This is a genomic window from Pseudomonas idahonensis (genome assembly GCF_037903935.1).
In the GTDB taxonomy this organism is placed as follows: domain Bacteria; phylum Pseudomonadota; class Gammaproteobacteria; order Pseudomonadales; family Pseudomonadaceae; genus Aquipseudomonas; species Aquipseudomonas danubii.
This window is the reverse complement of the sequence record NZ_CP149586.1, coordinates 929,524-943,774: the sequence shown is the minus strand read 5'-3', so window position 1 is coordinate 943,774 and position 14,251 is coordinate 929,524. Positions and strand designations below refer to the sequence as shown.

At 63.0% G+C, this 14,251-nt stretch carries 11 protein-coding genes and 1 pseudogene; 3 read left to right on the top strand and 9 right to left on the bottom strand.

Features of this window, described 5'->3' with window-relative positions; all coding sequences use genetic code 11:
* Nucleotides 1-2: 2 nt before the first annotated feature.
* Entirely contained in the window at nucleotides 3-944 is a 942-nt protein-coding gene (pfkB, locus tag WIN67_RS04230; protein ID WP_267269368.1) for a 1-phosphofructokinase, read from the bottom strand.
* Complete coding sequence (gene ptsP / locus WIN67_RS04225) at nucleotides 944-3,805, bottom strand: phosphoenolpyruvate--protein phosphotransferase (RefSeq protein WP_253083646.1); 2,862 nt, start codon at nucleotides 3,803-3,805, stop codon at nucleotides 944-946. Before ptsP ends, pfkB begins: the two co-directional genes overlap by 1 nt.
* Before the next feature lie 302 nt (nucleotides 3,806-4,107).
* On the opposite strand from ptsP, the gene cra reads away from it, so the two are divergent.
* Entirely contained in the window at nucleotides 4,108-5,103 is a 996-nt protein-coding gene (gene cra, locus WIN67_RS04220; RefSeq protein WP_102861097.1) for a catabolite repressor/activator, read from the top strand.
* A 3-nt stretch (nucleotides 5,104-5,106) separates the two neighbouring features.
* Nucleotides 5,107-5,898 carry a TatD family hydrolase gene (locus WIN67_RS04215; protein WP_339070676.1) on the top strand — a complete coding sequence of 264 codons (792 nt, stop codon included), beginning with the start codon at nucleotides 5,107-5,109 and terminating at the stop codon, nucleotides 5,896-5,898.
* 18 nt (nucleotides 5,899-5,916) lie between these two features.
* Here WIN67_RS04215 and WIN67_RS31055 read toward each other — a convergent pair whose 3' ends face one another.
* The 5 genes and pseudogenes from WIN67_RS31055 to WIN67_RS04195 all read right to left on the bottom strand — a co-directional run bounded on the left by WIN67_RS31055 (nucleotide 5,917) and on the right by WIN67_RS04195 (nucleotide 11,834).
* Nucleotides 5,917-6,621, bottom strand: a complete 705-nt coding sequence (locus tag WIN67_RS31055; RefSeq protein ID WP_422394719.1) for a methyl-accepting chemotaxis protein — start codon at nucleotides 6,619-6,621, stop codon at nucleotides 5,917-5,919.
* A 153-nt stretch (nucleotides 6,622-6,774) separates the two neighbouring features.
* Nucleotides 6,775-6,978, bottom strand: a pseudogene (locus WIN67_RS31050) (HAMP domain-containing protein); the annotation flags it as partial.
* Between the two features lie 1,170 nt (nucleotides 6,979-8,148).
* Complete coding sequence (gene ampE, locus WIN67_RS04205) at nucleotides 8,149-8,985, bottom strand: regulatory signaling modulator protein AmpE (protein WP_102878335.1); 837 nt, start codon at nucleotides 8,983-8,985, stop codon at nucleotides 8,149-8,151.
* Complete coding sequence (gene ampD / locus WIN67_RS04200; RefSeq protein WP_102861093.1) at nucleotides 8,982-9,542, bottom strand: 1,6-anhydro-N-acetylmuramyl-L-alanine amidase AmpD; 561 nt, start codon at nucleotides 9,540-9,542, stop codon at nucleotides 8,982-8,984. Before ampD ends, ampE begins: the two co-directional genes overlap by 4 nt.
* Before the next feature lie 63 nt (nucleotides 9,543-9,605).
* Nucleotides 9,606-11,834, bottom strand: a complete 2,229-nt coding sequence (locus tag WIN67_RS04195) for a DUF1631 domain-containing protein (protein ID WP_110595990.1) — start codon at nucleotides 11,832-11,834, stop codon at nucleotides 9,606-9,608.
* 363 nt (nucleotides 11,835-12,197) lie between these two features.
* Here WIN67_RS04195 and nadC point away from each other — a divergent pair, with 363 nt between their 5' ends.
* On the top strand, nucleotides 12,198-13,046 hold the full coding sequence (nadC, locus tag WIN67_RS04190; RefSeq protein WP_102861091.1) for a carboxylating nicotinate-nucleotide diphosphorylase: 849 nt from the start codon (nucleotides 12,198-12,200) through the stop codon (nucleotides 13,044-13,046).
* Between the two features lie 40 nt (nucleotides 13,047-13,086).
* Here nadC and WIN67_RS04185 read toward each other — a convergent pair whose 3' ends face one another.
* Nucleotides 13,087-13,383: a DUF6388 family protein gene (locus tag WIN67_RS04185; protein WP_047283892.1), complete on the bottom strand. Its 297-nt coding sequence runs from the start codon at nucleotides 13,381-13,383 to the stop codon at nucleotides 13,087-13,089.
* 269 nt (nucleotides 13,384-13,652) lie between these two features.
* A complete protein-coding gene (locus tag WIN67_RS04180) occupies nucleotides 13,653-14,174 on the bottom strand; it encodes a hypothetical protein (protein WP_339070674.1) in 522 nt (173 codons plus the stop codon).
* Nucleotides 14,175-14,251 lie beyond the last annotated feature (77 nt).

Below are 14,251 nucleotides of genomic sequence, written 5' to 3'. Positions count from 1 at the left end.
TCTTATTGTTCTAGGAGGGGATGCACGCGCACCCCCTGCTCCAGCCGGGCCAGTTGGGCCCTGTCGCTGATGCCGAAACCGATCTGGGTCACGGCCATGGCGGCAATCGCCGTGGCGGTGCGCAGGGTCTGTTCGAACGGCTGGACGCCGAGCAGGCCGTGGAGCATGCCCGCCAGCAGCGAGTCGCCAGCGCCCACGGTGCTGACCACGCTGACCTTGGGCGGCTGGGCCTGCAAGGACAGTCCGGCGCTAAACCAGTTCACCCCTTCGGCGCCGTGAGAAATCACCACGTGCTCGACGCCCTGGGCCTGCAGAAGACGCGCCGCCTCGGCCTGCACCGCCACGCCAAGCACCGGGCTGCCCAGGGCATCTGCCAGTTCTTCAGTGTTGGGCTTGATCAACCAGGGGCCCGTCGTCAGGCCGGCGCGCAAGGCGGCGCCGCTGGTGTCGAGGGCGACCTTCAGGCCCAGGCTTTTCAGGCGCAGCAACAGCGCCTGGAACCATTCGGGGCTGACGCCTCGCGGCAAGCTGCCGGCCACCACCACCGCGTCATGCCCGGGAGCGATCTGTTCCAGACGCTCAAGCAAGGCCTGTTGCGCCGCCTCGCTGACCTCGGGCCCAAGGCCGTTGATATCGGTAATGCGCCCGTCGCTTTCGGCCAGCTTGATGTTGCTGCGGGTGTCGCCGGGCACGCGGATAAAGGCATCGACAAACCCGCGCTGGGCGAACAACGCGTCAAACGCCTGTGGATTGTTTTCCCCGAGAAAGCCACTGACGGTCAGTTGATGACCGAGGTCGGCCAGCACCTGGGCCACGTTCAGGCCCTTGCCTGCGGCATGGGTGTGCATGGCATCGCTGCGGTTGACCTGCCCCGCCTCCAGGTGCGCCATCTGGACGGTGAGGTCCAGCGCCGGATTGAGGGTCAGGGTGAGAATCTTTGCCATTACATGGCCTCCACTAGGGCACGCACTTCGTGGGCGCTGCCGACGGCCAAAGCCTGTTGAGCAAGGGTTTGCGCCTGGGTCAGGCTGAGTTCGCGAATCCGCGCCTTGACCTCGGCGATGCTGCGCCCGGAGACGCTCAGTTCATCCACCCCCAGGCCCACCAGCACCGGCACCGCCAGCGGATCGGCCGCCAGTTCGCCGCAGACCCCGACCCATTTGCCGTGGGCATGGGCGGCACGCACGGTGATGTCGATCAGTTGCAGCACCGCCGGGTGCAGGCCATCGGCCTGGGCAGAGAGCGTCGGGTGGCCACGGTCGATGGCCAGGGTGTATTGGGTCAGGTCGTTGGTGCCGACGCTGAAGAAGTCCACTTCCTTGGCCAGCACCGGCGCCAGCAGGGCGGCGGACGGCACTTCGATCATGATCCCCAGTTGCAGGTCGGCCACGGGAATTTCCTGGCGCAGGCGCTCGGTCATGTCCCGGGCCTGGCGCCATTCTTCGACGCTGCCGACCATGGGGAACATGATCCGCAGCGGGCGGTTGTCCGCCGAGCGCAGCAGGGCGCGCAATTGCGCTTCCATGATGAGCGGCCGCTGCAGAGTCAGGCGGATGCCGCGCACGCCGAGGAAGGGGTTTTCTTCCTTGGCGATCGGCCAGTAAGGCAGCGGTTTGTCACCGCCCACATCCAGGGTGCGCACCACCAGCGGACGCCCGGCAAGGCCGTCGAGTACGCGGCGGTATTCGGCTTCCTGGGTGGCTTCGTCCGGGGCCTGGGGATGGGCCATGAAGATCAGTTCGGTGCGCAGCAGGCCGATGCCTTCGGCGCCGTTTTCCACAGCGGCGGCGACACCGGCGCTTTCACCGATATTGGCGAACACCTCGACGGCATGACCGTCCGTGGTATGGGCCTGTTGATGGCGTTGCTCGGCGGCGGCCTTGAGGCGTTGCTCGCGGGTGTCACGTTCCTCGGCGGCCCGCTGCAGGGTGTGGCTATCAGCGTCGACATGCAGGCGACCGCGCTGGCCGTCCAGCAGCAAGGGCGTGCCGGACTTGATCAGCAGCACGCTGGCGCCCGCGCCCACCAGGGCCGGAATGCCCAGGGCCCGGGCAACGATGGCGCTGTGGGCGGTGGCGCCGCCGCGGGCGGTGAGAATGCCGGCGACACGGGCCGGATCGAGGCGCGCGACGTCCGAGGGTCCGACTTCGTCCATCACCAGGATGTAGGGCTGGTCCGGCTCGGCCGGGGTTTCGATGCCGCACAGTTGCGCCAGCACCCGACGGCCAATGTCCCGCAAGTCGGCGGCACGCTCGGCGAGCAAGGCGTCCTGCAGGGCTTCCTGCTGTTTGGCGGCGGTTTCGATCACGGTCATCCAAGCCGCTTCCGCGCTTTCGCCCTGCTTGAGGCGGGTGTCCACCTCGTCGGTCAGCTCGGGGTCGTCGAGCATTTCCTGGTGGGTGATGAAGATCTCGCGAATGGCCTTGGACTTGCTGCGCTGGACCAGCCCATCGATGTCCTGGCGCACGTCGGCCAGGGCCTGCTGCAGGCGCTGGCGCTCGATGGCGGTGGACTCACCCCGCAGCGGGTAGTCGATGGCTTGCTGAACCTGGATATGGGCCGGGCCGATGGCGATGCCGGGAGCGGCGGCGATGGCCTGGATCAGGCTGCCGGAGGCCGGGGCGCTGAGCGGCACCACGACTTCCTGCGGTTCTTCCCGGGGAGCGCTGGCCGCCGGCAGGGGCTCAACGGTTTCCCCGAGGCCGGCTTCGATGGCCGCCAGCAGGGCCGGCAAGGCATCAGCGGCAATGCTCGGTTCAGCAATCAGCTCCAGCACCTGGCCGCGTCGAGCACCGAGGCTCAGCAGCTTGCTCAGGCTTTTCACCGAGACCGCCGAAGCTGCGCTATCGGCGATACGGATGCGGATCTCGCCCTCGAAATTCTTCGCCAACTGCGCCAATTCCTTGGCCGGGCGCGCATGCAGGCCGTGGGCATTGGCCAGGGCGATGCGGGCGCTGGGCCAGTCCGCCGGCAACTCACCGCCGAGCACTTCCAGCACCGCGCGACGGCTGGTGGCGCGGCCCAGTTCCTGGCCCCGGCCTTCGATCAACAGCGCGCACAAACGCTCCAGCAAGGCTTGATGAGCTTCTCCCAGGCTGGCCAGGCAGAACAGGCCGCTCAGGGGCTGGCCCAGGTAACGAATGGGTTTGTCCGGGGTGACGAACGCCAGCCCCGGGCGCAGCACAGTCTGCTCGCTGTGCAACCACCACAGGCCGTCGCCCAGGGGCAGTGCATCCACCTGTTGCAGCACCGCGGCAAAGCCGTTGCTCACGCATTCGGCCTGGCGCAGCAGGCGCGCGCCGCGCCAGACCAGCTCTTCGAAGTCTTCCGCCGCAACCCCGAGGCCGATCATCTGCGCGTCCAGCGCCAGTTCCTGGGGCGCGCCCTGCAACAGCTTGAGCAGGGCCTCCGGGGAACTGGCACGACGCAGGGCCTGGCCCAGGTCGGTTTCCCCCAGGGCCCGGGTCAGCAGTTGCAGCAGGCGCAAATGCTCGTCGGATTTGGCCGCGATGCCGATGGCCAGGTAGACGATCTGCCCGTCGCCCCAGTCCACGCCGTCGGGAAACTGCAGCAGGCGCACGCCGGTGGCAAACACCTGATCGCGGGTTTCCGGGGTGCCGTGGGGGATGGCGATGCCTTGACCGAGAAAGGTCGAGCCCTGGGCTTCGCGGGCCTTGAGGCCGGCCAGATAACCTTCGGCCACCAGGCCGTCAGCCACCAGTTTGTCGGCCAGCAAATGCAGCGCCGCGGACTTATCCACAGCCGTTTGGCCCATGGATATCTGCTCTACAGTGAGCTCGAGCATGGCTTCTCCTATTTAGCGCGGCAGGGGGCGGCGCTAGGTATTGTTTTAAGTAAGCAGCGTAGGCGTGTTTAGGGCCACAAACGGGACTTGTTACCGGGCAGGGGCAGTTTTCCGTTTATGATCTAGCCTAGAAAATACGCCTGCTGAAACGTTTAATCTAGCAAGTTTGCTAAGTTACTCGATAATCTCGGCGCCTTGAAGTCCTTCTGCTCGATGGCCGGTTCCGACGTTGGTCGCCTGCCCAGATCAGGTAGGATTGGCGAAAATGTCGGGGCAAGCACCAAAAACAAGGAAATCCCGGGTTGAAACTCAGTGATATCGCTCGCCTGGCCGGTGTGTCCGTCACCACCGCCAGTTACGTCATCAACGGCAAGGCCGAACAACAACGCATCAGCAACGCCACCGTGGAACGGGTGCGCGCGGTGGTGGAGGAACACGGCTTCACCCCCAATCCCCAGGCCGCCGGCTTGCGCAGCCGCCACACCCGGACCTTGGGGTTCATTCTTCCGGACCTGGAAAACCCCAGCTACGCGCGCATCGCCAAGCTGCTGGAGCAAGGTGCTCGGGCCCGGGGTTATCAGTTGCTGATCGCCAGCTCCGACGATGCGCCGGACAGCGAGCGGCAATTGCTCCAACTGTTTCGCGCGCGGCGTTGCGATGCGCTGTTCGTCGCCAGCTGCCTGCCGCCGGAAGACGACAGCTATGAGCAATTGCAGGCCCAGGGCTTGCCGATCATCGCCATCGACCGGGTGATGCCGTCCGAGCTGTTCTGCTCGGTGATCAGCGACGACCTGCACGCCAGCCTGCAGCTGACCCAGAGCCTGCTTGAGCCCGAGCCCAAGCAGATCGTGCTGATCGGCGCGCGCCCGGAACTGAGCATCAGCCAGGAGCGCGCCGCCGGGTTCCGCCAGGCCTTGCAAGGCTTCGGCGGTGAGGTGCTGATCGAGCACGGCGAAGCCTTCAGTCGTGATTGCGGCCGGCAGTTGATGGAAGAGTTGCTACAGCGCCTGGGGCACCTGCCGGATGCCCTGGTGACCACCTCCTATGTGCTGCTGCAGGGTGTGTTCGACGCTTTGCACGACTTCCCGCTCAAATCCCGGCCGCTGCGCCTGGGCACCTTCGGTGATACCCAGTTGCTGGACTTCTTGCCGCTGCCGGTCAACGCCATGGCCCAGCAGCACCAGCTGATCGCCGAGAAAGCCCTGCAACTGGCCCTGGCCGCCATCGAAGAAGGGCAATACCAGCCCGGCGTCCAGGCCATCGCCCGGACCTTCAAACAGCGCATCCGGCAGGCTTGATCCGTGGAACTGATCGACACCCACACCCATCTGGACTTTCCGGATTTCGACGATGACCGTGAGGCGCTGCTGGCCGACAGCCGCGCCCGGGGCGTCTCGCGAATGGTGCTGCTGGGGGTCTATCAGACCAATTGGCAGCGCGTCTGGGACCTGGTGCAGAGCGATGCCAGGTTGTACGCGGCCTTTGGCCTGCACCCGGTCTATCTGGACGCTCATCAACCCGCCGACCTCCAGCAACTGGGGGACTGGCTGATGCGATTGGCAGGGCATCCCCAGCTGTGCGCGGTGGGCGAGATCGGCCTGGATTACTTTCTTGCGCAATTGGACCGCGAGCGCCAGCAATCGCTGTTCGAGGCCCAGTTGCAGCTGGCGGCGGACTTTCATTTGCCCGCCCTGCTGCACGTGCGGCGCAGTCACGCGGCGGTGATCGCCACCTTGAAGCGCTTCAAGCTCAAGCGCGGCGGCATCATCCACGCCTTTGCCGGCAGCCGCGAGGAAGCCCGGGAATACATCAAGCTGGGATTCAAGCTGGGCCTGGGCGGCGCCGCTACCTGGCCTCAGGCATTGCGCCTGCGCAAGGTCCTGGCCGACCTGCCCCTGGACTCTGTGGTGCTGGAGACCGATTCGCCGGACATGGCGCCCGCCATGTTTCCCGGCCAGCGCAACAGCCCGCAGCATCTACCGGCGATCTGCAGCGCCCTGGCAGACATCATCGGCATCGCTCCCGAGCAACTGGCCAGGGCCAGCACCGGTAATGCCTGCGAGCTGTTCGGCTGGCCCTCAGGCACGCCGTAACGATCGCCTCCTCCCAGGTCAGACGCGGAAAGCCCCAATCAGCTGTTTCAACTGCACCACCTGGGCCGACAGCTGGCGGCTGGCATCCTCGGTCTGGTGCGCGCGTTCGGCAGTGCGTTCACCGGCACGATTGATCTCGACAATGTTCTGGTCAATGTCGTGGGCCACTGCCGTTTGCTGCTCCACGGCAGCGGCGATCTGCTGGTTCTGGTCGACGATCATGCCTACAGCACCCAGGATGTTTTCCAGGGCCTGCTGAACCTTTTCCGACTGGTCGACCGTGCCATTGGCCATGGCGTGACTGCTGCCCATGGCCTTGACCGCCGCGCCGACGCCGCCGTGGAGCTTGCCGATCATTTCCTCGATTTCTTCGGTGGATTGCTGAGTGCGCTTGGCCAGGGTCCGCACTTCATCGGCCACCACGGCAAAGCCCCTGCCTTGCTCGCCGGCGCGGGCGGCCTCGATGGCGGCATTCAGGGCCAGCAGGTTGGTCTGTTCGGCAATGCTCTTGATCACTTCCAGCACCCGACTGATGGACTGGCTGTCGCTGGCCAACTGGTTGATCACCCGCACCGACTGATCGATCTCGCTGGCCAGGCGAGCAATGCTGTCTTGCTGGGACTCCACCAGCCCACGGCCGCTGATGGTTTCGTCGTTGACGCTGTGGGCACTGCTGACCGCAGCCGCCGCGCTGCGGGCCACTTCCTGGGAGGTGGCGGACATCTGGTTCATGGCCGTGGCCACTTGTTCGATCTGGCTGCGCTGGCCGGCCACGGCCTGGTTGCTCTGGGCCGAGACGCTTTCCACCTGTCCGGCCTGGCGCTCCACTTCGCTGACGGTATGGCCGACCCGTTCGATCAGGTCGTGGATCTTGCGCACCGTGCCGTTGAACACACTGCCCAGTTCGCCCAGCTCATCACGGCTGTGGGCGGTGAAGGTGACGGTCATGTCCCCCGCCGCCACCTTGTCCATCATCGCTCCCAGTTGGCGCAGGGTGGTGCGGGTGGAGGCATAGAAGCCGCCGTACAGATAAACGATGGAGAGAAACACCAGGGCCAGGGCCGCTACCAGCAGCACCATGTGGCTGCGGTTCTGCTCCAGGCGTTTTTGCAGCTCGACATCAAGGAACTTCAAGGTGCCTTCGTTGAGTTGATAGGTCTGCGCCATCAGGCTGCTGACCTGGTCGTAGAACCCCTGCCAGGGCGCGTCCAGGGTATCGGCCATCACCACCTGTTCTTCGAACAGTTCGCTGGCCTGCTTGAGGCTGCCTTTGCTGGCACTGGCCAGGCTGTCCAAAGCGTCGTGGGCGGCGCGGCTGGAGCCCAGGGCATCCTGCAGCTTGAGTCCGTACTCGGCCTGAAGCTTTTCGATCTGCACCAGCAGCTCGTCGAAGCGGGTGCTGGATGAAGAGTTGAGAAAACCCTGGCCCAGGGAATAGGCGCCCATGGCCCGACCTTCTCCCAGGGTCTGGGTGACTTGCGGGGTGACGCTGGTGATCAGCTCGCTGAGCTGGCGGATATCGCCCTGAGCATCGCGGCTCAGGCCCGACTGGCTGGCGATGATCTGGCTGAACAGTTGCGCGCTGCCCAGCAGCTTGCCGATCAGCCCGCTCTTGTTCAGCAGCGAGCTTTCCACCTGCTGGGCCTTGAAGGCCGCCACCAGCTCGTCGCGCTTGGCATTGAACACCTCGACCTGCTGGGGATCGACGGTGACGGCCTCAAGAGCCTGCATGCGCTCGAGCACGGACTTTTCCAGGGCGACTATCTTGCCCTCCAGATCCCCTGCCTTGCCGGACTGACCAAGGCTGGCGTTGATCTGCACCAGGTTGTTGAGGGTCTCCAGGTCCCGGCGCAGGGCCAGGCTGCTGCCCAGCAGGTCGAGACTTTGCAGTTCGACCCGGGTGCCCTGGAACTCCCGGTAGGAGTCGCGTACTAGATAGAAGTTGGTCACCAGCATGGGCACAAAGAACAGCACGCTGATCAGGCTGAACTTCATGCCGAAGCTCAGGCGGTTCATCAGCGCGACAGCGGGATAGAGCAAGCTCTTCACAAGGAAGTCTCCCTTTTCTTTTATTGTTATGGGCCGGCAGGCGAAGGCAGCAGAAAGCCACTATTCGGCGCTCCGTCTGTATAGCTCAATTTCGGGGGAGGTTTTGTAACTTAAAGTTAACCGCGCATGGGCGGTGGATCGAGCCCGTGGCCCGGGCTGGCGCAGCGAGCCAGACTGGCTCGCTGCGCCAGGGGCACAGATTCAGGCGAGAACGGTCCACAGAGCAAAACCGGCGTACCAGAGCACGGCCGCCCGCAGCTGCAGCTCCCAGATGCGGTCCAGGCTATTGATGCCTTCGGGCCCGGCCAAAGGGGGAGGAATCTCGGCGGCCACCAGGCCGACCTTCTCTACCAGTTGCGCGGCGCTGATGTGCCAGTTGAGCAACTCGTGGAGCATCACCCGGCTCACGGCCACGAAGTTGCCCACCAGGGCGAAGCTCGCCGCCAGCAGGCGCACCGGCAACCAGTCGAAGGCATGGCGCAACTGCGCCGCACGCTCCACCAGAGCGGGATTCTTGCCGTGCTCGGCAGCCAGCGCCAGCAGGCGATAGCTCAAGGCCGCCACCGGGCCCAGCAGGAAGTACCAGAAGATCACCACGAAGAAGCTCTGGAAGGCCTGCCACAGCAGATAGCCCTGGACCCGTTCCAGCAGTTGCTCGCCATTGTCGGCGTCAATGTTCAGGTCACGCTTGGCCACATGCACCGCCGCTTGCAGGTCTTCACGGCGCCAGGCGTCGCGAAACGGCCCGAGGCCACCGAGCAGATCGCCCCGACCCAGAGCGTAGATCACCACCAGCAGATGCACCGGCAGGGCCAACAGTCCATAGGTGACCGGCTCCAGCACCAGCAGCAAGAGACCGAGCAAAGCCACCGGCAGCAACACCAGCACCAGCAACAGGCACCATGGATGCCCCGCCAGACGCGGGCTGGCCTCCAACCGCGCCAACTCCTTCAGCCACCAACCGTCGCGCTGCACCCGCTGGCGCAAGGCCGAGAATTTCTCGATCCACACCGCCAGCAGCAACACCAGAAAACTCATTGTCCTTCTCCCTTCTCCAAGGCGGCACGATAACGTGCCCAGTCAAAAGCCTGGCCCGGGTCGGTCTTGCGCCCGGGAGCGATGTCGCTATGACCACAAATCCGTTGTGGCGTGATGGCGCAGAAAGCCGCCTGTAATTGTTTGGTCAGGGCACTCAGGGAACGGTACTGGGCGTCGGTGAAAGGCAATTCGTCAGTGCCCTCCAGTTCGATGCCCAGGGAAAAATCGTTGCACGTGTCCCGCCCCTCGAAGCTCGACACTCCGGCATGCCAGGCCCGATCCAGACAAGAGACAAACTGAGTGACCGCGCCGTCACGTTCGATCAGAAAATGCGCAGACACGCGCAAGTCGGCGATCCCGGCAAAATAGGGATGCTCTGTGACATCAAGGCGATTCTGGAAGAATTCCTGCACCTTGCCGGTGCCGAACTGCCCCGGCGGCAGACTGATGTTATGAATCACCAACAGGGAGATCTCGCCTGCCGGGCGTTCATTGAAATTGACTGACGGGCAGTGCCGTACGCCGTGACACCAACCCGTGGCAGGGTCCAGCCGCATACCGATTCCTTCAACTAAAGCCTTGAGTGGCCCAGTATGCCGCGTTACCCCCTCGGGTTGCGATCACTTGCCGTGATTGAGTCGCTGCAGATTGCCGATCACCGATTCCAGGGCCCGATCGAACAGCAAGGTATCGTCCAGCGCCCGCACCGCGCCGCGATGAAACTCCAGGGCCAGGCCCATGCGCGTGCGCTCCAGGACTTTCATTCCGGTGCGGTTGACGAATACGTACTTGGCCACGGGATGGGGAACAATCGCCGCCAGTTTGCAACGCAAGGTATTGTCCTCGTCCTCCTGAAACTCAACCCAGGCCCCCAAGCGCAGTTGCTCCACTTGCAACACACCGGGGTCATTGGCCGGCAGAGCCAGCGGAGCAGCCTCCAGGGGGCCTTCTTCGGCGCTGGGCAGGACGATCTCCTGGGCCACCACGATCAGATCGCTAGGCTCGGCCCCCAGGGGCACCACTCGCTGTTGCGGTGCCTGGGCTTCACGCTCGAATGCCTGCAGGTGCAGAAGCTCCAGCTGACTGAAGAATTCGCTAGTGGCAAAAGGATCGAAAGCTGCGCTGCTCAAACCGTCTCGCAGGCCCTTGAGCAGTCCCGGCACCAGGGCCAGCAGGCGCATTGCGGTGTCCGGCTGCTCGTGGCGTTGCACACTCCAGATCAGCTCGCGCATGACGCCCTCAGCAGTGCGCCATTCGGCAGAGTCATCACCGTGCTTCAGGCAACTGAGCAACAGCACCTGGCTCCAGGCATCGCGAACAAAATCCACCACTGTGTGCGGCAGCACCTTGCCCAGCAGCGCTTCATTGAGTGCCTGTTCCACCCGCCGTCTCGCCAGCTCCGCCTTGGCCCGCCCCTCCTCGGCGTCTCGGGTGCGCTGCTCCAGCAACTCGGCACGACGTCGTTCGTCGGCGGTAAAGGCGAGAAAATCGGCCAGCAGCTCGGAAAAGATCGCCGGGTCGTCGGTGAATTCGCTCAGCAGGCGTTGCACCACTTGTTCGATTCGTAGATACAGGCTGTCGCGCTGATGGTCATCGCAGCCGCCCCAGCCCATCGCTGCGGCAGCGATTTCATTGAGCAGGCGCCGTGCCGGGTGGTTGCCGCGACTGAAGAAACTCTTGTCCAGCACCGCCACCTTGAGCATGGGAATCTGCAGGCGGCCGATCAGCGCCTTGAGGGACTCCGGCAGGTTACGGTCGTCGAGGATGCACTCGAAGAGCATGGCAATCAGGTTGATCACATCCTCGTCGGCAACATCCACGACCCGGGACTTGCCGCTCTTGACGCTGACCCGGGTGAGCAGTTGTTCCAGCTGATTGCGCAGGTCGAAATCTTCCTGGGCACTGGGGGCCGGCACGTATTGCTGCAGATGGGACAGCAGGCGCATGAGGTCACGGGTCGAAATCGGTTGGGTTTCGGCGCTGGCCTCAAGGGTCGGGGCAACGCTGCCACGCACATGCAAAAGCAGTGTCTGCAAGGCCGCGAAGACTTCCTGCACGCTCTCGTCGAGCGGGCTCTGACCCGGTTTGTGCGCACCGCCATCGGCAGTGGCGGTCTGGGCTTCAGCCTGGGCTCGATCCGAGGCCCGGCGCGCCGGGGCCGGCATCAGCTCCGGCAGGATTCCAGTGGCGATCAACAGTTGGTTGGCTTCGCCATAGAGCAGTTCGGCATCGCTGAGCACGTACCGCTCGAACAGCTTGAGGATGATCAACTTGACCTTGATCTCCACCCCCAGGCTGCGTCCGGCCTGGAGGAAGTACTCACAGAGCAGCGCCGGAGCCAGAGGGTTTTCCGCATCCGCCAAGCGCCGGCCCAGCAGCACGCCCAGGCGCGCCGTCAGTTGCCCGAGGGCGAAGCCGTCCCGGTTGAGAACCTTGGCCACCATGGCATCCACGGCCACGGTCTTTTCCAGATCATCCCGGGAAGGGTCAAGAGAAGGGTCGTAAGCCACCGAATGGGGAATGACCAGGGCCGGGTCGTACTGCACCAGGCCAGCGAAGGCTTCGAAAAACTTTTCCAGAAAACCGCGTTCGATGCTTTTGCGCTTCAAGCGCAGATCGCGCATGGCCTCAAACAGGGTGTTCTGCTCGACATTGTTCTGCGCCCGATCGGCCATTTCGAACAGCGTGTCGTCGGCGTTATCGAACAGTTCCTGTAAACCGTGACGCAGCTGCTGGGCGGCCTTGTCTCGAACCTGAAGCAGAATCACCGGCAGGCGGGCAAGCGGCGAAGCGGTCGCCTGATCTGTAGCCGCCTTGTGCAAAGGCACTACATTCCCGTCGTTGTGCATCCAAGCCTCCTGGAAAGGTGTTTCTTCGGTTCGAAATCAAGGTTCAGTCAAGCCGACGGCGCTCACAGTCGGCTCTCAGCGGAGGCAAATGCATTCCGCTGCACTTTATTTAAGGGGGAGCCAAAGACACGTCAAAGCTATGACGTCAATTACAAGTCATATTATCTTGTAAAAGTCCCCTCTTGCGCCAGCAGACTCTGCCACCTATCCGGAAATAACCCTCAGGCAAACTAGAAAAATCACTCTTGCTCATCAGACAAATCGACGAAAGACAGGTTCGTCAAAGACTCGCCGAGATTTGCCACCTTGGGTTCGCCGATCCCATGCCCCTATAATCGGCGCACTTAGTTTGTGGAGCCCGTTATGCCGAATCTACGCCTCGCCGACCTGACCGCCGAAATCGAAGCCAACGTGCGCCGCGCGTTGCTGGAGGACATCGGCAGCGGCGACATCACCGCGCAACTGATCCCGGCCGAACGCCTGGCCAAAGCCACCATCATCACTCGCGAAGCGGCGGTCGTCGCTGGTACAGCCTGGGTGGATGCGGTGTTCCGCCAACTGGACCCGCGGGTTGCCGTGCACTGGCAAGTGGCTGACGGCGAGCGGGTGGTACCCAACCAGGCGCTGTTCCACCTGGAAGGCCCGGCCCGCTCACTGCTCACCGGCGAACGCAGCGCTCTGAACTTCCTGCAACTGCTGTCCGGCGTGGCCACCCGCGCCCGTTATCTGGCCGACTTTGTCACCGATACCCAGGTCAAGCTGCTGGATACCCGCAAGACCCTTCCCGGCCTGCGCCTGGCACAGAAGTACGCGGTTACCTGCGGCGGCTGCCACAACCACCGTATCGGTCTGTATGACGCCTTCCTGATCAAGGAGAACCACATCGCCGCCTGTGGCGGCATCGCCCAGGCCATCAGCGCCGCCCACAAGATCGCCCCGGGCAAGCCGGTGGAAGTGGAAGTGGAAAGTCTTGGGGAGTTGAAGGAAGCCCTGGCAGCCGGTGCCGACATCATCATGCTCGATGAACTGAGCCTGGACGATATGCGCGAAGCCGTGCGTCTGAATGCCGGCAAGGCCAAGCTGGAAGCCAGCGGGGGAATCAACGAAAGCACCTTGCGCCCGATTGCCGAAACCGGGGTGGACTACATTTCCATCGGTGCCATGACCAAGGATGTGAAAGCCCTGGACCTGTCCATGCGGCTGAGCATCTGATCCATGAAAAACGCCAGCCTGATTAAGGCTGGCGTCAGGCTCAACTGTCGATCTCGTTGAGCTGCAGATAATCCTCAAGGTCCATGCCCAGCGCTTCAGCAACCTCCTGATGCACCTCCAGGCGCATAGCCTTCAGTTCCTCCGGTGTCTCGGCCACCAGATCGAGCACCAGTTCCCACGGCTCGATGCCGCGAGACTCTGCCTCGTCCTCAAACGCCCATTGCGCTTGCTGCTTCTGTTCTTCGGGGCTCAGGGCGCTGATTTCCTCTTGCAAGGAAGGCGTGGCAGCCAGGTACCGTTCAAGCGCTACGTCGATTCTTGCCTCTTTAGGAATCATCTCGTTCTCTCTGATCATGGGAATGGAAGATGGATCTGGATCGTTGGGATCTCTCTGCCGCAAAAAACCGTTACAACCGTCGATTTATCTGGCCTTCAGAACCATTCGGGATCATCTGAAAACAGCATGCTGGTACTCAGACAGCAACCGAATATAGGACCTTTGGGCGACGATTTATATGACCTGATGCACCGATGAGCGAGAAATCGGCGGATTTCCGGGCCATCACCAGACACAGACTCGCCAGAAACCTCAGGAAACCAGGTTGATCAGCCGGTCGTTGTTCCTTTTCTCAAGCAAACGCCTGCCTTGCCGAGTTCGAAAAATCTTCTGAGATTTTCCAGGATGTCGTACTGCTGAACTGTCCCATCGCGGGCAATATTCATTTCAGCCCTGGTCACCCACAAGTGCCCGTCCTTGCTTTGATTAGGAATAACGGAGAGCACGATATTGAACTTTGTAGCCTCAGGAGGGGTCCCGGCTGACTTAGGTTCATAAAAATTGAAAGTCAGCTGGTTATCATCATTGGGCGAGACGCTTTGCGCACTGACAACAGGCAGTCCAGCCTTCGCAGCTGCTGGAAAATGAGCCGAGAACAACACGCTTCTGCCCCGCACTTCTTTGGTGATCTCCAGATAATATTGTTCAGCATCTTTCACATTCGCTGGAGTCGTGCACTCTTCGCCCTCCATTGCAAAATACTGCCCCTCAAACTCATACGTGGGGGCCTTCTCACAGGCTGCGAGGGACAGCGATACTGCGCTGATTAACGCCAACTTCCACTTCTTCACGCTGAACACTCCTTGATTTCAGGCCGTCATTATGGGCAAGGCCGTTCGCTGGCACCACTTGATTCATGAGCAGCATC